Source organism: Marinobacter nauticus ATCC 49840, assembly GCF_000284615.1.
Lineage (GTDB): Bacteria > Pseudomonadota > Gammaproteobacteria > Pseudomonadales > Oleiphilaceae > Marinobacter > Marinobacter nauticus.
Genome location: NC_017067.1, coordinates 2,464,510 through 2,481,467 on the forward strand (window position 1 = coordinate 2,464,510; position 16,958 = coordinate 2,481,467).

General features: G+C 58.1%; 16 protein-coding genes. 12 read left to right on the top strand and 4 right to left on the bottom strand.

Annotation, left to right across the window (positions count from 1 at the left end; translation table 11 throughout):
- The first annotated feature begins 1 nt into the window (after position 1).
- Positions 2-784 (top strand): helix-turn-helix domain-containing protein, encoded by a 783-nt coding sequence (locus MARHY_RS11490; RefSeq protein WP_014421954.1) that lies wholly within the window; start codon positions 2-4, stop codon positions 782-784.
- Here the strand turns inward: MARHY_RS11490 and mtnA are convergent.
- The gene (mtnA, locus tag MARHY_RS11495; RefSeq protein ID WP_141068010.1) at positions 777-1,832 is read right to left on the bottom strand and encodes an S-methyl-5-thioribose-1-phosphate isomerase; all 1,056 of its coding nucleotides are present in this window, start codon (positions 1,830-1,832) and stop codon (positions 777-779) included. The two genes, MARHY_RS11490 and mtnA, sit on opposite strands and share 8 nt — an antisense overlap.
- 203 nt (positions 1,833-2,035) lie before the next feature.
- Here mtnA and MARHY_RS11500 point away from each other — a divergent pair, with 203 nt between their 5' ends.
- From MARHY_RS11500 to rdgC, 8 genes are all read left to right on the top strand, one after another.
- Positions 2,036-3,364 carry a TRZ/ATZ family hydrolase gene (locus MARHY_RS11500; protein WP_014421956.1) on the top strand — a complete coding sequence of 443 codons (1,329 nt, stop codon included), beginning with the start codon at positions 2,036-2,038 and terminating at the stop codon, positions 3,362-3,364.
- Between the two features lie 21 nt (positions 3,365-3,385).
- Positions 3,386-4,102: a bifunctional 2-polyprenyl-6-hydroxyphenol methylase/3-demethylubiquinol 3-O-methyltransferase UbiG gene (ubiG, locus tag MARHY_RS11505; RefSeq protein WP_014421957.1), complete on the top strand. Its 717-nt coding sequence runs from the start codon at positions 3,386-3,388 to the stop codon at positions 4,100-4,102.
- Positions 4,077-4,757, top strand: a complete 681-nt coding sequence (gene gph, locus MARHY_RS11510; RefSeq protein WP_158011885.1) for a phosphoglycolate phosphatase — start codon at positions 4,077-4,079, stop codon at positions 4,755-4,757. Before ubiG ends, gph begins: the two co-directional genes overlap by 26 nt.
- A 63-nt stretch (positions 4,758-4,820) precedes the next feature.
- Positions 4,821-5,573, top strand: coding sequence for a YciK family oxidoreductase (locus tag MARHY_RS11515; protein ID WP_014421959.1), 753 nt, complete (start codon positions 4,821-4,823; stop codon positions 5,571-5,573).
- Positions 5,573-5,806 carry a glutaredoxin family protein gene (locus tag MARHY_RS11520; protein WP_014421960.1) on the top strand — a complete coding sequence of 78 codons (234 nt, stop codon included), beginning with the start codon at positions 5,573-5,575 and terminating at the stop codon, positions 5,804-5,806. Before MARHY_RS11515 ends, MARHY_RS11520 begins: the two co-directional genes overlap by 1 nt.
- 12 nt (positions 5,807-5,818) lie before the next feature.
- Positions 5,819-6,589: a peroxide stress protein YaaA gene (gene yaaA, locus MARHY_RS11525; RefSeq protein WP_014421961.1), complete on the top strand. Its 771-nt coding sequence runs from the start codon at positions 5,819-5,821 to the stop codon at positions 6,587-6,589.
- 60 nt (positions 6,590-6,649) lie between these two features.
- Positions 6,650-6,850: a DUF2788 domain-containing protein gene (locus MARHY_RS11530; RefSeq protein ID WP_011785959.1), complete on the top strand. Its 201-nt coding sequence runs from the start codon at positions 6,650-6,652 to the stop codon at positions 6,848-6,850.
- A 100-nt stretch (positions 6,851-6,950) separates the two neighbouring features.
- Positions 6,951-7,877, top strand: a complete 927-nt coding sequence (rdgC, locus tag MARHY_RS11535; RefSeq protein ID WP_014421962.1) for a recombination-associated protein RdgC — start codon at positions 6,951-6,953, stop codon at positions 7,875-7,877.
- A gap of 12 nt (positions 7,878-7,889) precedes the next feature.
- Here rdgC and MARHY_RS11540 read toward each other — a convergent pair whose 3' ends face one another.
- On the bottom strand, positions 7,890-10,637 hold the full coding sequence (locus MARHY_RS11540; protein ID WP_014421963.1) for a bifunctional acetate--CoA ligase family protein/GNAT family N-acetyltransferase: 2,748 nt from the start codon (positions 10,635-10,637) through the stop codon (positions 7,890-7,892).
- Between the two features lie 203 nt (positions 10,638-10,840).
- Here MARHY_RS11540 and MARHY_RS11545 point away from each other — a divergent pair, with 203 nt between their 5' ends.
- Positions 10,841-11,767, top strand: a complete 927-nt coding sequence (locus tag MARHY_RS11545) for a histone deacetylase family protein (RefSeq protein WP_014421964.1) — start codon at positions 10,841-10,843, stop codon at positions 11,765-11,767.
- Between the two features lie 22 nt (positions 11,768-11,789).
- Here the strand turns inward: MARHY_RS11545 and MARHY_RS11550 are convergent, their stop codons facing one another.
- Entirely contained in the window at positions 11,790-12,719 is a 930-nt protein-coding gene (locus tag MARHY_RS11550) for a flagellar protein MotY (protein ID WP_014421965.1), read from the bottom strand.
- Between the two features lie 158 nt (positions 12,720-12,877).
- Here MARHY_RS11550 and pyrC point away from each other — a divergent pair, with 158 nt between their 5' ends.
- Positions 12,878-13,909 carry a dihydroorotase gene (gene pyrC, locus MARHY_RS11555; protein WP_014421966.1) on the top strand — a complete coding sequence of 344 codons (1,032 nt, stop codon included), beginning with the start codon at positions 12,878-12,880 and terminating at the stop codon, positions 13,907-13,909.
- 37 nt (positions 13,910-13,946) lie between these two features.
- A complete protein-coding gene (gene rnt / locus MARHY_RS11560; protein WP_011785965.1) occupies positions 13,947-14,612 on the top strand; it encodes a ribonuclease T in 666 nt (221 codons plus the stop codon).
- Between the two features lie 60 nt (positions 14,613-14,672).
- Here the strand turns inward: rnt and MARHY_RS11565 are convergent, their stop codons facing one another.
- Positions 14,673-16,658, bottom strand: coding sequence for an SDR family oxidoreductase (locus MARHY_RS11565; protein WP_014421967.1), 1,986 nt, complete (start codon positions 16,656-16,658; stop codon positions 14,673-14,675).
- Positions 16,659-16,958: the final 300 nt, after the last annotated feature.

Genomic DNA, 16,958 nt, shown 5'->3' on the forward strand with positions numbered 1-16,958 from the left:
CATGGCTGGGCAGCCGTCCGGGGAAAGCGGTCAGAGTACCCAACAGCGTGCCCGGGTGTTCCGGGACATGCTACTGGACGCCCTGCACGCCATGTATTCCATGGACGAAGCTGAGGGCCTGGAATCCTCTGGCCCGAAAGATAAAACCCCAGACGGTATGCTGGAACGCATAGCCGGGTTGACGGGTTCGGCACTTCGCCTGGGCGCCCGGGCAACCGACACCTCCCTGCGGGTCGGTCGGGCCCTGATTAACTCTCAGGATCAGTTGCGGGCCATGCTGACAGCCGGCCAATCGCTGAAAGACATACGGGAAGTTGCGGGCCTCACGCTCTCGGAAATGAGTGAAGCCCTGAACCTCAAAGACAAGTCTTTGCTGGAAGCCATTGAAAATGGCACCTCCACCCTCTCCTTCGAGCTGATCCTGAGACTCGCCGCCCTGGTGGCCCGCAACGATCCGATCCCGTTTATCATGCGCACCACCCGTAACTATAACCCCGAGGTGTGGCAGATACTCAACGATTGGGGTATTGGCCGGATTCCGCTCCAGTTTGAGCGGGAACGGGAATTCATCAACATCTTCCGCCGGCACGACGATGCCAGAAACCTGTCGGATGAAGGCTTCCGCAAAGTGCTGGAATTTACCCGCCAGAGCTTTGAAATGTCACTGCATTTTATAGAACAGCAGGAAAAGGAAGTGGCAGAACTGAAAGCTGGCATGAAGACTGCCGAGCCAGCGCCGGACAAGCCGGCAACCAGCTCGGGGGCAAAACGGAATATCAGGTAAACAGCGCCCGCATTCCGGTGATGTTGGGGTTACGCACTGCGCCTTTCTCGGTCACGATGGCATCAATCAGGCTGGCCGGTGTCACGTCGAAGACCGGATTGAAGACCTGAACGCCGGCGGGCGCCAGGGGAATCCCGCGGATTTCACGAACCTCGGTGCCCTCCCGCTCTTCGATCGGAATATCCTTGCCGGACTCCAGCGACATATCCACGGTGCTGGAGGGAGCCACCACCATAAACCCGATCTTGTGGTGCCGAGCCAGGACCGCCAGGTTATAGGTACCAATCTTGTTCGCCACATCACCGTTGGCAGTTATCCGGTCGGCACCCACAACAATCCATTTAACCTTGCCGGAAGCCATAATGGCCGCTGCCGCGCCATCGGCATTGAGCGTAACGGGAATATGGTCACGGGTCAGCTCCCAGGCGGTTAACCGGCTGCCCTGAAGCCAGGGCCGGGTTTCGTCGGCATAGACCCTCTTCAACAGTTTTTCCTCGTGCAAACGGCGAATCACCCCCAACGCGGTACCGTATCCTCCGGTGGCAAGTGCACCGGTGTTGCAGTGGGTCAGCACTGCGACAGGCTTGTCGGGATTCATCACCTCCAGCGCATAATCCGCCATGGCCAGGTTGGCCGCCAGGTCATCCTCATGCAGACGAACAGCCTCTGCCGCCAGCCGATCAGTGGCTTCGTCCAGAGAATGACAGGCGTGGAACACCTTTTCCATGCGCTCCAGCGCCCAGAACAGGTTCACCGCCGTAGGCCGGGATTTCGCCAACACTCGAATAGCCTGTTTGATCTCGGCCTGCCAATCGCCTCCGCCTGCGTGGCGGGCTGCCAGGGCCACCCCGTACGCAGCACTGATGCCGATGGCCGGTGCCCCACGCACCACCATATCCGTTATGCACTGGGCCACCGCCGAGGCACCATCCGCAACAATCCAGTGCTCCTCTGCCGGGAGCAGGCGTTGATCCAGCAATTCCAGCCTGTCCCCGTGCCAGCGCATTGCCACCGTCCCGATGGAACGATTGGAAGATCGACCTGCCATAAACAACTCCCGAACCAAAGAAAAACAGCGAGTATAGCCCTATCAAACCAGATTGACTGCCCTGATTTGAAGAGGCTTGATGAATGTCTGGAAAATCGCAGCACAGCGGCCACCACCGGGGTAGTTCTGCCTGACCGCGCTGGTTATACTTGCCCATTGAATTTCAAGGCGCCTCCGGTGCCCCGAACCCGCAAGGCAGGTTAATGACGGCAGAAACCATCACCGCAGCCGATACCCGAATCAATGCCCGCTGGCTGATTCCCGTCGAACCCTTCGGGGTTGTCCTTGAACACCAGGCCGTAATCCTTCAAGGCAGCCGAATTCTGGCGATCGTGCCGCAGGCTGAGGCAGACCAGAGTTATCGCACCCGGGAAACCCTCGACCTGAACCAGCATGTTGTCCTGCCCGGGCTGATCAACCTGCACGGCCACACCGCCATGTCCCTGTTCCGGGGCCTGGCTGACGACCTTCCATTGATGACCTGGCTGAATGATCATATCTGGCCTGCAGAGGGCAAGTTTGTCAGCGAGCAGTTCGTGGCAGACGGCACGCGCCTGGCCATGGCAGAGATGCTCCGCACCGGCACCACCACGTTTTCGGATATGTACTTCTTCCCGGAAGTGACTGCCCAGGCAGCCCACGACACCGGCATGCGTGCGCAGATCTGCTTTCCTCTGATGGATATGCCAACGGTATGGGGTTCAGGGCCAGAAGAATACCTGCGCAAAGGTGCGGACCTAATTGAACAATGGCAGCGGGATGACTACATCATGCCTGCCATTGGGCCCCACGCCCCTTACACCGTTTCCGACGGTCCTCTGGGTGCCGCCGTGGAATTAGCGCAGCAAACCGGTGCCGCCATTCAACTGCATTTGCACGAAACCGCCTTTGAAGTAGCGGAAGCGGTAAAAGCGAGCGGGCAGCGACCACTGGCGCGTATGGCAGACCTGGGTGTTCTCGGCACCAATACGCAGTGTGTACACATGACCCAGATCGACGAATCCGACCTGGCTCATCTGAAAAAGACCGGCGCCCATGTTGTCCATTGCCCGGAGTCCAACCTGAAACTGGCGAGCGGGTTCTGTCCGGTGCAGAAACTGCTGGATCACGATATCAATGTCACCATCGGGACCGATGGGGCCGCGAGCAACAACGATCTGGATCTGTTCGGCGAACTGAAAACCGCCGCAATGGTAGCCAAGGCTGTGGCGGACGATGCGGCAGCCCTGTCGGCTCACAAAGCGCTGGAAATGGCGACCCTCAGTGGTGCCCGAGCCCTGGGGCGGGACCACGACATCGGCTCCCTGGTGGCGGGCAAACTGGCAGATCTGATCGCCGTCGACTTGAGCGACCCCTATCTGCAGCCTGTCTACGATCCCGCTTCGCACCTGGTCTACAGCAACCACGGCCGGGCAGTAAGCCACAGCTGGATTCATGGCGTACCACAATTACAGGATGGCAGGCTAACCCGCATAGACGTACCAGATCTGGTTCTGCGGGTGAACGAATGGCGCAAACAGATTCTCAGCTGATTATCCGGAGTAACCCCGAACATGAACAACCAGAACGTAGACCAGAACGAGATTGCGAAATTCGAGGCGCTCGCCAGCCGCTGGTGGGACCCGACCAGTGAATTCAAACCCCTGCACGACATCAACCCGTTGCGACTGAATTACATCGACGAGCGCGTCTCGCTGGCCGGCAAACGGGCTCTGGACGTTGGCTGCGGCGGCGGTCTGCTGTCCGAAGGCATGGCACTTCGGGGCGCCCATGTTACCGGTATCGACATGGGCGAGGCGCCATTGTCGGTGGCCAAGCTCCATGGCCTGGAGTCCGGCGTGAAGGTGGACTATCGACAGACCACCATTGAGGAACTGGCGCGGGATCCTGAACATGCCGGCCAGTATGACGTGGTTACCTGTCTGGAAATGCTCGAACATGTACCCGACCCGGCATCGGTTATTCGAGCCTGCGCCAGTATGCTGAAACCCGGCGGCCACCTGTTCGTGTCGACCATCAATCGCAACCCCAAGTCGTTCCTCTTTGCCATTGTCGGTGCCGAATACGTTCTGAACTTATTGCCCAAGGGCACCCATGAGTGGAAGAAGTTTATCCGTCCATCGGAGATGTCTGACCATCTTCGCCATGCCGGGCTGGAAGTCCGCGAGCTCACCGGCATGACCTACAACCCTATCACCAAGGTGTACAAGCTTGGGCGGGATGTAGACGTCAATTACCTGATGCATGCCCGGGATACCCGTGAAGACTGAGCAGACACCGGCGGCGGTGCTCTTCGACCTGGACGGCACCCTGATTGACACCGCCCCGGATTTCATCCGCTGCCTGAACCAGCTCCGACAGCAACACGGCATGCCGGCACTGCCCGCAGAACAGATCCGGCGCTCGGTTTCCAACGGCGCCCGGGCGATGATTCGGGTGGGATTCGGGCTGGAGCCCGAACACGAGGGTTATCCTGAAAAGCACACGGCCTTTCTCGACCTCTATGAAACCGGTGTGGCCGTTGAAACCAGCCTGTTCCCGGGCATGGACGAGTTGCTGAGCAGCCTTGAGAGCCGGGGCATTCCCTGGGGGATTGTCACCAACAAGCCCGCACGCTTCGCAGTGCCCCTGATCGAAGCCCTGGGCCTGGCGCAACGCTGTGCCGCCCTGATTTGCCCGGACCATGTGGCTGAACGCAAGCCGCACCCGGAGTCACTGCTGCTGGCCTGCCGTCAGATTCAGGTGGAACCGATAAAATCTGTTTATGTCGGTGATCATGAACGGGACATTGAAGCGGGCCGGAACGCTGGAATGCACACCATCGCGGTGCGTTACGGCTACATAGAGCAACCGGAGACCGTTGACCTGTGGCAAGCCGACCGCATCGCCGATACCGTCAGCGACCTGACAAAGCTGTTACAATAGCGCCCAATTATTTTCGACCGGGCTGGCCAAGGCCTGGTCTGGCCTGATTTACGGAGACAGGTTATGCAAGATTACCAGGCACCCGCCGATCTTCTGAAAGACCGCATTGTCATGGTAACCGGTGCCGGCAGTGGTATCGGACGCGCTGCCGCCAAAGCCTTTGCTGCCCATGGCGCCACCGTCATCCTGGTTGGGCGTACGGTCTCGCGGCTGGAGGAAGTCTACGACGAGATTGAAGCTGCTGGCCACCCCAAACCTGCCATCGTGCCTATGAACTTTGAAGGGGCGGCGGTCAAGGATTATGAAGAGCTGGCCATGACCCTGGAAGACAATTTCGGTCGCCTGGATGGCCTCCTGCACAATGCCGGAATTCTGGGTGCTCGCAGCCCGGTTGAGCTGTACGATCCGGAAACCTGGAACAAGGTCATGCACGTGAATGCCACAGCGCCATTCCTGCTGAGCCGGGCGATGATTCCGCTGCTGCGCAAATCCGATGACGCCTCCATGATCTTTACCTCTTCCGGCGTTGGCCGGCAGGCACGGGCATACTGGGGAGCCTACGCGGTCTCCAAGTTTGCCGTTGAAGGCCTGGCGCAGTTACTCGCAGATGAGCTGGACGACGAGCGCCACAATATCCGGGTGAACAGCCTGAACCCGGGCGCGACCCGCACAGGCATGCGGGTGCTGGCCTACCCGGCGGAAGATCCGAAGAAAAACCCGGATCCGGAACAGTTGATGCCCGTGTACCTCTACCTGATGGGCCGGGACAGCAAGGGCGTTAACGGCCAGCAAATTGACGCGCAGCCGAAAAAATAATGGAACTGCTTTTTTACACCACACCCCAGTGCCATTTGTGTGAACTGGCAGAGGCGCTGCTGGTCAGCACCCCGATGCCCGAGCCTATTCCGGTGGATGTGGTGGACATCGCCCAGTCCGAAGCCCTGGTGGAGCGCTATGGCACCCGCATCCCGGTGCTGCGCCGCAACGACACCGGGGCGGAGCTTGACTGGCCATTCACCAGGGACCAGTTACTCACGTTTCTGCAATGAGGATCCTCTGACATGCTGATGATCATCTCCCCTGCCAAGACTCTGGATTATGAGAGCCCCCTGGCAACGGAAACCCATACCCAACCGGACTTCCTGGACGATGCCTGTGAACTGATTGACCAGCTCAAGGAGCTGGAACCGCATCAGGTCAGCAACCTGATGAGCATCAGCGACAAACTCGGGCAACTGAACGCCGAGCGCTTCCAGTGCTGGCACACACCGTTTACGCCGGATAATGCCCGGCAGGCCGTTCTGGCGTTCAAGGGCGACGTCTATACCGGTCTGGATGCCGAGAGTTTCAGTAGTGAGGATTTCAGTTTTGCCCAGAAACACCTGCGGATTCTCTCCGGCCTCTACGGACTGCTGAAACCGCTGGACCTGATGCAGCCCTACCGACTGGAAATGGGCACCCGGTTTGAAAATACCCGGGGCAAAGACCTGTACGCGTTCTGGGGCAGCAAGATTACCGATGCCCTGAACCAGCTCCTGGCCAGCGACGACAAGGTGCTGGTGAATCTGGCCTCCAACGAATACTTCAAGAGCGTGCAGAAAAAACACCTGGACGCCCGCCTCGTTACCCCCCAGTTCAAGGACTGGAAAAACGGCCAGTACAAGATGATCAGCTTCTACGCCAAGAAAGCCCGGGGGCTGATGTGCCGTTACGCCATCCAGAATCGAATTACCCAGGCTGATGATCTCAAAGGCTTCAACCTGGAGGGGTACTATTTCAGCGAAGACCAATCCGATAACAACAACTGGGTTTTCCTGCGGGACGAGCAGTAGTCAGGCGGTTTTCCGACCTGTGTTTAACACCTTCAGACATCTGTTGATATCGGAGTAGCAATGAACGAAGCAGTATTTTCCCAGATCGCCATGCTGGTGTTTCTGACCGGCCTTATTGCCTGGATGGGCTTCATTGTTTGGGATCTGGCCAAGAAATCCCAGGCCGGCAAATTCGGCACCATCGCGCTGTTTACCGTGCTTGGCGCCGGTGTTGTCGGCTTTATCGTGAAAACCGTGCTGGTGGAGGTTATGCAGATCTGACCGGCCTGCCGTCACTTTACGGCTACCGCCTGGTAGCCGTATCATCCCTTCCCCTTTTTTCGATTCGACAAGCTCCGACCTGACGCAAGGATTCAGACCCATGTGGTTTCGTAATGCCCGTGTTTTCCGTTTCACCAAACCTTTCGATATTTCCGCAGAAGCGCTGGAAGAGAAACTCCAGGCGGACGCATTCAAACCCTGTGGTCCTCAGGAAACCAATCGCCAGGGCTGGGTTCCGCCCCTGGGTAAGCATGGCGACCAACTGGTGCACAGCGCCAACGGTTATCACCTGATTGCCCTGAGAAAAGAAGAGAAGATCCTGCCCGGGCCGGTGGTGAAGGAAGCTGTGGAAGAGCGTGCCGAAGCCATTGAGCTGGAGCAGGGCCGAAAGGTGCGCCGGAAGGAAAAAGACGAACTGAAAGAACAGGTGATGCTGGAAATGCTGCCCCAGGCGTTTTCACGCAACCGCCGATGCTTTGCTTACCTGGCCCCTCAGGACGGCGTGCTGGTGGTTGATGCCGGCTCTGCGAAACAGGCCGAAGATCTAGCCTCCACCCTGCGCAAGAGCCTGGGATCACTGCCTGTGCGCCCGCCGGCGGTTGAGCAATCCCCCGCCTTCACCTTCACCGGCTGGCTGAACGAAAGCATTGATCACCCTGCCAACATTACCCTGGGCAGCGAATGCGAACTGAAAGACCCGTCAGAAGATGGCGGCGTGGTACGCTGTAAAGGCCTTGATCTCAGAGCCGACGAGATCCGCAACCACCTGGAAGCTGGCATGCAGGTGACCAAGCTGGCCCTGACCTGGGACGACAATGTCTCGTTCGTACTGGACGAAGAGCTGGGCATACGCCGGCTGAAATTCGGTGAAACCCTGCAAGAGCAATTGGACGACGTCGATGTCGACGACGCCCTGGCCAAGTTTGATGCAGCTTTCACCATCATGACTCTGGAGCTGTCACGGCTGATTCCCGGGCTGCTGGAAGCCCTGGGCGGAGAAGATCGCTCCGCCATCGTCGAGGAGTAAAGGAACGGGGGGCTACAGATGCCCCCCTTTGCCCAGCCGTTCCTTCTGCCAGTCTTTCTGCGGCTCGTTCAGTACCAGTCGCAGATCCATCACTTCTTCCTCCGGGTTGTATTTGATTTCGAACCCCAGATGCTCGGCCAGCTGCAACATCGGCCGGTTGTCCGGCAACACATTGCCGATCATTTCCATGGTGCCCCGGGCACGGCAATAATCAATCATCTTCTGCATAAGGGCCACGCCCAGGCCTTCGCCTTTCATCCGGTCATCTACCATGACGGCGAACTCGCAACGCAGATTGTCGGCATCGGTCCAGGTACGCACGGTACCCAGGGTCTCCTCGCCTTCACCATCTTCACGGGGCGCATTGGCGATGAACACCATTTCCCGGTCATAGTCGATTTGCACCATCTGGGCCACGTCTTCCCGGGAAAAATGCTTGCGGTACTGGAAGAATCGGTAACGGATGGATTCCGGAGACTGATGCTCGTGAAACAGCCGATGAGCAGGCTCATCCTCCGCCAGCACCGGGCGAATAATCACGCGGCGACCGGATTTGGGCAATACCAGCCACTCCTCCAGCTCTCGCGGGTAGGGCTGGATAATGGGCTTGATCGGATGTTCATCCAGGTCAATGGCGATGTTTACAGCAACGGCGCCCTGCTCATTGAATAGCAATGGCGAGATTTCCAGGCCCTTGATCTCTGGTATATCGATCACAATCTGTGACAGCGTCACCAGGGTTTCGGACACCGCCCGGATATCCTCTTCCGGCTTCAGGCTGTGTTCTTTAAGCAGTTTGTACATGTAAGTACGCCGCAGCAGCTCGCGGGCCAGCACCATGTTCAGGGGCGGCAAGGCAATCTGGCGATCGGTCATGATATTGATCTGGGCACCGGCTGCCCCGCAAACCACCAGCGGCCCGAACACCTCATCACGAGTGATCCCCACACTGAACTCGATGCCGCCAACATGCTGGTAGGAACGCTGGACGGCAAAACCCAGGAACCCGCTTTTCGGGAAATGCTCCCGATATTCGTCCATCAGGAAGCGGCAGCTGTCGATGATCACCTGTTCGCTGTTGAGCTTTTTGACCGTGCCCTTATAGCGGCGCTGGGTCGGGCTCAGATCCAGGAAGGGATAACACACATCTTCGTGGATAACAGTTACATCAATGGGGCGGCGCTCGACAGCGAAGACCTCCAGCACCTCTTCCACGTCATCACAGTAGACGGTTTCAATGGTATTGATGCCGTAGTCGCAAATCACCCGCCGGGCTTCCCGGTTAGACAGATGCCGCCGGCCATCCCGCAAGGCCCTGGCGACCAGTTTGCGGGTGTTGGCCCGGTCGGCGAAGTGGTCTGTAAACGATTCGGGCGTCTCGGTCAGCAGCCGCTGGATGCGCTGATGCCGAACATGCTGCATGAACGCCATCACCGCTTTTTCCGGGTTAAAGAACGATGGCAGCCCAGCCCGGTAAAACTCTTCCCGGGAATCCATCACCGTGCTCTGCCCCAACCAGCAGGTAAAGATGTTCAGGCGGGTGCCCTTGGACGCCTGCACCACGGAATCGGCAATCTGCAGGCTGTCTTCGATCAGTGTGGGTGCGTACATCACCAGCACGTTAGCCACGTTCGGGTCCTTCGCCAGAATCTTGATGGCCTTGCCATAGAGCTCGGGCGTGGCGTCATAGTTCAGGTCGATGGGGTTCTTGCGGGTCCAGTACGGCGGCAACAGTTCCCCCAGTTCCCTGACCGTATCTTCCGACAGCTCCGCCAGTTCACCGCCGAGATCCGCCAGCCGGTCCACCGCCAATACGCCGGGGCCCACGCCGTTGGCCATGATGGCCAGGGATTCCCGACGCAGCGGGCGCATCCGGGTCAGGGTTTCCAGGGCATCAAACATCTGGCCAAGCCCGTCCACCCTTAACACACCGGCGCGCTGAAGCATGGCATCGTAGACCGGGTCGCTGCGTTTGATACCAGCGGGCAAGGCATGGGTAAACCACTCGGATTCGGGCACCCGTCCGGATTTCACCGCAATCACAGGCTTGGTTCGGGAGGCCACCCGCACCGCTGACATGAAACGCCTGGGATTGGGGATGTTTTCAATGTGCAGAAGAATCGCCCGGGTCTGGGTGTCCTGGGCCAGATAGTCGATCAGGTCGTCGTGATCGATGTCCATGCCATCGCCCAGGGTCAGGAAGTAAGAGAAGCCCACCCCCCTGGCAAAAGCCCAGTCCAGCACCGAACTGGCAATGGTGCCGGACTGCCCCACGAAAGCAACGCGGCCGGGAATGGCCCCCATATGGGCATAGGTGGCGTTCAGATGCCGCGCCGGCACCATCAAACCGATAGTGTTGGGGCCCAGTACGCGGATGCCGGTCTCCCGGGCGGCATCGCGCACTGAATACATCAATGGCTGGCCGGTTTTACTGTGAGTCCGGGACATGCCCCCAGTCATTACAATGGCGGTGCGCACGCCGCATTCACCGAGTTTCCGGATCATTTTCGGCACCGTGTCCGGCGGGGTACAGATGATCGCCAGGTCCGGACTGAAATCCAGTTTGGACACTTTGCGCACACAGGGCACCCCGTGCACGTTTTCGTAGTCGCTCTGGTTGACCACCACGAGCCGGCCCGGATAGCCGCCGCCCAGCAGGTTCCGCAACACCATACCCCCGAGGTTGTCAGCGCGTTCCGAGGCGCCAATAACGGCAATGGATTCAGGATTGAACAGGCTTTCCAGATAGCGGGTACTCAACGCGGCTCTCCCAGTGGTGTGCGCGACAGGAATGTACAAACTTCAATAAAACGGCTTGCTTATCAGTGTATACCTTATCTTAGGTGGCGATTTCATGATGTAAATCGACTAACGAGTTATTAGACCAAAGAAATACGACAGGCTTCGGTTATCCCTGATAACATGAATGCGATAATAAGCATATTCAGGTTCAGGCATTACCCATGACCACGGCATTTTTTTCCCACGACGACTGCAAGAAACACAACATGGGCCCGGAGCACCCGGAAAGCCCTGAGCGTCTTTCAAGCATTCTCGCCTACCTCGCGGATACCAACCTGCAACAGGAACTGGACTGGGTTCGTCCGGAAGAAATCACCCGGGACCAACTGCTGACCGTGCATCCGGAAAGCTATCTGCACCAGTTGGACCTGATGCAGCCAACCCGGGGCCGGGTGTTCACCGACCCGGACACCGCGATGATGCCGGACACCCTGAGAGCAGCGAAGCTGGCCGCGGGGGGCAATGTGCAGGCTGTCGATATGGTGATGAGCAGCCAGGTAACCAACGCTTTTGTCTGCGCCCGGCCACCGGGACACCACGCCGAACGTGCCAAGTCGATGGGGTTCTGTTTCTATAACAATATCGCCCTGGCGGCGATGCGGGCGCTCACCTTCCATCACCTTGAGCGGGTGGCCATTGTCGATTTCGATGTGCATCAGGGTAACGGCACGGTCGATATTGTCAGTGGTGATGAACGCATACTGATGTGTTCCAGCTTTCAGCATCCGTTTTATCCCCATTCCCACGTGCACCGGCAGGCCGACAATATTGTCAATGCGCCGATTGCAGCCGACTGCTCAGCGGCTGAGTACCGCAAGACGGTTGAAGCCGCCTGGCTCAAGAAACTGCAGGATTTTCGTCCGCAACTGGTGTTGATCTCGGCAGGCTTTGACGGGCATCGGCTGGACCCCATGGCGGAGCTGAATCTGGAAACCGAGGATTATCGCTGGTTAACGGAAATGCTGGTGAGTGTCGCCAATGACCACTCCAACGACCGCATCATCTCCACGCTGGAAGGCGGGTATCACCTGAAAGCCCTGGCAGAGGGTGTGGCCGCGCACCTGGAAGTCCTGAACGCAGTGTATTGAAACTCGGGATGGCGTGTTCCGGCTATCCCGAAAACTCGCTTCCCATACCGTTAGCCTGCAGCAGTTCCGGGCGCTCACCCTGGCGTTGCAAACGAATGGTGGTGCGGCGGTTATCAGCCGGCTGGCGGGAAACCGGATACTGATCACCGTGGGCCCGGACCGTCAGCATAGTCTCATCAATTCCCCTGGATTTGAGATACTCGGCCACCACGTTGGCTCTTTCCTCCGACAGCGCGCGGTTATCAATCCGGCTACCAATACTGTCGGAATGGCCGTCCACGAAGATTCTTTCTACCGTGCTGTCGGCCATCACGTAGGTCACAATATTGTCGAGCAAGTTCATGTCTGCCTGTGACAGGCTGGTACTCCCGCTGGCAAACGGAACCCGGCTGCGCCGAACCTGGTCGAAGTTAACCGGCAGCAGACTGGCAACGCATTCACGATAGCCGGCGTACGGGCCGGAAAAATTCACATTCGACAACTGCACCCGCACGGGCTGGCCGCTGTATACCGCGGCTCGGGTTACTGTCGGCTGCATACCTCGGGACAACCCCTGGGCAATCAACACCGCTTCCCGATTCCCCAGGTTCACCGAGCGGGGACTATCCGTTACCTGCACAGCACCAATGGGGCTCGGTGGAACTCCTGGCCGCCAGGGCGGAGCTTCGACCACTAACTGGCCCTGGCCGGGGCGCATCACACTGAGATCCGATTCGAGATAGAAACGCAGGTCTTCCCCTGCCCGGTGCCTGAGCACGGCGCGGCCAAAGCCAGGGACCTCATGGACAAGGGAACACTCAAAGACCGACTCGGAGAGATACCACTGGCTGTTTTCAATACCGGCACCATAACTGGATGACAGCACAGGCGCAGAGGGCAATGACATTAACCCTGCCGTCGCCAGCAATTTCAGCAATCTGCTCTGCCTGAAGAACCAATTGGGTGAAACCATAGGAATGCCCCGTGGAGCCTTTAAACCAGTGAACTAACCGGTTAACGGCGACCCGACCGGGAACTTGAGCCGGATAACTTACGAACAGGTTAAAAACATCTGCTTTTCGCTTCTGATATAATCCGCGAAATTTTGCGCTCGCTTTCGGATACCTTCTCATGACCCGACAGATAACCATCACACGCCCGGACGACTGGCACCTGCACGTGCGCGACGGCGACATTCTGAACGATGTGGTGCCCGCCACCGCCGCCTGCTTCGGCCGCGCTATCATCATGCCTAACCTGGTACCGCCGGTAACCGATGCCAGCGCAGCCATGGCATACAGGGATCGCATTCTGGCCGCGGCCCGGGGAACGGACTTCCAGCCCCTGATGACCCTGTATCTGACCGAGAGCACCACCGCCGAGACCATTCGTGAAGCCAAAGCCGCCGGCGTAGTGGCAGCGAAACTGTACCCGGCTGGCGCCACCACCAACTCTGCCTCCGGCGTAACGGACATTCGCAATATCTACCCGGTGCTGGAGGCGATGGCGGATTGCGGCATGCTGTTGCTGGTACACGGCGAGGTGACCGACAGCGACATCGATATTTTCGATCGGGAAAAGGTGTTTCTGGAGCGGGTTCTGGCACCAACGCTGACTGCGTTCCCGTCGCTCCGGGTGGTTCTTGAGCATATCACCACTGCCGATTCGGCCGAGTTTGTCCGTAACCATCAGGGCAATAACCTAGGGGCAACTCTCACACCGCAGCATCTGATGTATAACCGCAATCACATGCTGGTCGGCGGTATTCGCCCACACCTTTACTGCCTGCCCATCCTCAAGCGCAACAAGCATCAGGAAGCGCTAAGAGAGGTCGTGGCCAGCGGCGATCCCCGCTTCTTCCTGGGCACGGATTCTGCCCCACACGCGAAAGACAAGAAGGAAGCCGCCTGCGGCTGTGCTGGCTGTTACTCCGCCTACGGCGCCATCGGCCTGTATGCCGATATCTTCGAGGAACTGGGCATTCTGGACAAGCTGGAAGCCTTTGCCAGCTTCAACGGCGCCGATTTCTATGGCGTGCCCCGGAACACCGACACCGTGACGCTGGTGCGGGAACCCTGGACCATGCCGGAGAACCTGCCTCTAGCCGGCGGTGGCATTGTTCCGTTGAAGGCTGGCGAAACCGTTAACTGGCGCCTGGCGTAAACCCTATTCATTCACTACCACGAACATCGGAGTTCGAGTGTCAGACGAAAACAAACAGCCCCACCCCATGTCCCAGCGCTTTCGCGGCTTTCTGCCGGTGGTGGTCGATGTGGAAACCGCCGGCTTCAACCCGGAACGTGATGCTCTGCTGGAAATCGCTGCCGTAATGCTGACCATGGATGAGGATGGCTGGCTGCGCCGGGGCGAAACCCACGTGCAGCAGATCGACCCGTTCGAAGGCGCCAATCTGGAGCAGTCGGCCCTGGATTTCACCGGTATCGATCCCTGGAATCCGGAGCGGGAGGCGGTACCGGAACGGGAAGGCCTGAGCGAGATTTTTTCTCCCATCCGCAAGGCGGTAAAAGAACACGACTGCAAGCGAGCGGTCCTGGTGGGCCACAATGCCACGTTTGACCATAATTTCGTTTTCGCGGCAGCGCTGCGGGCCGATATCAAACGCAACCCGTTCCACCCATTCTCGACGTTTGATACCGCTACCCTGGCGGGCCTCGCCTACGGCCACACCGTGCTGGCCCAGGCCTGTAAACTGGCGGGCATTCCCTTCAGCAACAAGGAAGCCCACTCGGCCGCCTACGACGCGGAAAAGACAGCAGACCTGTTCTGCGGCATCGTCAATCGCTGGCGTGAACTGGGCGGGTTTCCGCCGCCGCCAATCGAAATTGCCGAAGAACCCCAGGAATGAAATCGCCAACCTGAAAAAAAACCCGCCGAGGCGGGTTTTTTTCTTGGTTTATAACGACGATTACCAGTATATCCCCCGCATAATCGCCGCAAAGGCCACCTGCTCGGTAGAGACTTTCGGCTTTTCGCCGGACTTGCTGCCAGCGGCTGCTGGAGAATCCGGGAACATCCGGTAGCCAGTGTTCATAATGATCTCACCCATCTTCGGTGCCAGCGCATGCAGAACCTGCGCGAACACGCCGAGACGGGTGGCAATGCGCTTGGGCCGGTACACAATCGCATCCGCCACCATCTGGGCGGCTTCATCCGGCGTCAGCGTCGGCACGGAATCGTAGATCTTGGTGGGCGCGATCATCGGCGTTTTCACCAACGGCATGTTGATGGTGGTGAAGGTCACGTTGCGATCCGACCATTCTGCAGCGGCACAGCGGCTGAACGCGTCCAGTGCGGATTTCGAGGCGACATAGGCCGAGAAACGCGGAGCGTTGGTAAGTACCCCGATGGAAGAAATATTCACCACGTGCCCGCGGCGACGCTCCAGCATGGCTGGCGCAAAGCCCATGATCAGCCGAACGGAGCCAAAGTAGTTCAGCTGCATGGTCCGCTCAAAATCGTGGAACCGGTCAAAAGACAACGCCAGTGAGCGGCGGATGGAGCGACCCGCGTTATTCACCAGAACATCCACGTGGCCGTGATTATCGAGCACCGTCTTAACAAAGCGGTCGCAGTCGTCCATGTCCGAAAAGTCGCACTGGTAAGCATGCACGTTGCCACCTTTGGCCTCCAGACTGGCCGCCACTTCATCCAGAGTTTCCTTGGTGCGGGCACCAATGACCAGAATGGCACCGGCCTCTGCCAGTTTCTCTGCCGTTGCCAGGCCAATACCCGAGGTCGCGCCGGTGACCACGCAAACCTTACCTTCAACCGTGCCCTTGAGGGTGCGGTCCTTGAACAGGTCCGGGTCCAGATTACGCTCCCAGTAGTCCCAGATCACCGGGGCATAGGACGGCAGTCGCGGCACCTCAATGTCTGTACCCTTCAGTACCCGCTCCAGCTCCCGGGTATCAAAACGGGTCGGATAATTAATGAAAGACATCACCGAGGGCGGAATGCCCATGTCATCCAGAAGCGCACCAGTAATGCGCTTGACCGGAGGCAGATTCTTGATGCTCTGGCGAATAAACGGCGGAATAAAACCGAACATCCGGGAATCGATGCGCATACCCATGCGGGGGGCATGGCCGGCCTCGCAGAAGATATTGAGGATCTCACCCACCTTGTACGGATCGGAGTCCACCAGATGGAAACAGTTGCCATCTTCGCCCTCCAGATGGGCAATGTGATCCAGGGCGTCGACCACGAAATCCACCGGTACAATGTTCAGCCGGCCACCTTCAATACCGATGGTGGGTACCCACTGGGGCAACGCGTGACGGATCTTCTGAATCATCTTGAAGAAGTAATAGGGCCCGTCCACCTTGTCCATTTCGCCGGTTTCCGAATGGCCAATGACCATACCAGGGCGGTAGATGCGGAACGGAACCTTGCATTCTTCACGCACAACTTTTTCGGATTCGTGCTTGGTGCGCAGGTAAGGATGATCAAGCTTCTCGGCTTCTTCGAACATATCCTCCCGGAAGATACCCTTGAACAGACCCGCTGCCGCGATGGATGACACATGATGGAAATGTTTGGCGCCCATGGCTTCTGCAGCCTGAACAGCCGCCCTGGTGCCTTCGATATTGGTGGCCGCCTGGGCTTCTTCGTCTGCGCCCATGTCGTAGACCGCGGCAAGATGGAATACGTGGTCAATATTTCCTTTCAGTGATTTCAGCGTTTTCGCGTCAATACCAAGGTTTTTGCTGGTGAGGTCGCCGATCACAGCCTTCACTTGCTTGTCGTCTGCACCCCAGCGCTCCCGGAGTCGCTCCAGCTTGTCCTGGGACTGCTCGCGAACCAGAACATACACGGTGCCGCCGCGCGCCAAGAGTTTCTCAACCAGAAAACGACCGATAAAACCGGTGCCGCCTGTCAGGAAATAATTCATAGGTACTCCATTCTGCCTGTTGTGTTTTTTGTCTTTAACCGACACAGATACGACTAAAGTCGTAGCCGATTCCATCGGTCGGCAATTCTACTTAATTGCAACCCTCATGTATCGAACTTTTTTAGAGCTTTTACTCTGTAACCCATTGTTTTTGTTAGAGTAATTACTCTAAAAGCAGCCAACTCCACCTCACTCCCTGTCCGGTTTATCGACACAATGTGATTGAGATTAGCACAAGAAACCGCGACCACCGCATTGGGTCATTTAATTACGACCAGGCAATGCAAGAGGTTCTTACCA

What these genes read in the sequence shown, in the direction of transcription:
- MARHY_RS11490 (WP_014421954.1), top strand. Translation starts at nt 2, where the DNA reads ATGGCTGGGCAGCCGTCCGGGGAAAGCGGTCAGAGTACCCAACAGCGT.
- mtnA (WP_141068010.1), bottom strand. Translation starts at nt 1,832, where the DNA reads ATGGCAGGTCGATCTTCCAATCGTTCCATCGGGACGGTGGCAATGCGC.
- MARHY_RS11500 (WP_014421956.1), top strand. Translation starts at nt 2,036, where the DNA reads ATGACGGCAGAAACCATCACCGCAGCCGATACCCGAATCAATGCCCGC.
- ubiG (WP_014421957.1), top strand. Translation starts at nt 3,386, where the DNA reads ATGAACAACCAGAACGTAGACCAGAACGAGATTGCGAAATTCGAGGCG.
- gph (WP_158011885.1), top strand. Translation starts at nt 4,077, where the DNA reads ATGCCCGGGATACCCGTGAAGACTGAGCAGACACCGGCGGCGGTGCTC.
- MARHY_RS11515 (WP_014421959.1), top strand. Translation starts at nt 4,821, where the DNA reads ATGCAAGATTACCAGGCACCCGCCGATCTTCTGAAAGACCGCATTGTC.
- MARHY_RS11520 (WP_014421960.1), top strand. Translation starts at nt 5,573, where the DNA reads ATGGAACTGCTTTTTTACACCACACCCCAGTGCCATTTGTGTGAACTG.
- yaaA (WP_014421961.1), top strand. Translation starts at nt 5,819, where the DNA reads ATGCTGATGATCATCTCCCCTGCCAAGACTCTGGATTATGAGAGCCCC.
- MARHY_RS11530 (WP_011785959.1), top strand. Translation starts at nt 6,650, where the DNA reads ATGAACGAAGCAGTATTTTCCCAGATCGCCATGCTGGTGTTTCTGACC.
- rdgC (WP_014421962.1), top strand. Translation starts at nt 6,951, where the DNA reads ATGTGGTTTCGTAATGCCCGTGTTTTCCGTTTCACCAAACCTTTCGAT.
- MARHY_RS11545 (WP_014421964.1), top strand. Translation starts at nt 10,841, where the DNA reads ATGACCACGGCATTTTTTTCCCACGACGACTGCAAGAAACACAACATG.
- MARHY_RS11550 (WP_014421965.1), bottom strand. Translation starts at nt 12,719, where the DNA reads ATGGTTTCACCCAATTGGTTCTTCAGGCAGAGCAGATTGCTGAAATTG.
- pyrC (WP_014421966.1), top strand. Translation starts at nt 12,878, where the DNA reads ATGACCCGACAGATAACCATCACACGCCCGGACGACTGGCACCTGCAC.
- MARHY_RS11565 (WP_014421967.1), bottom strand. Translation starts at nt 16,658, where the DNA reads ATGAATTATTTCCTGACAGGCGGCACCGGTTTTATCGGTCGTTTTCTG.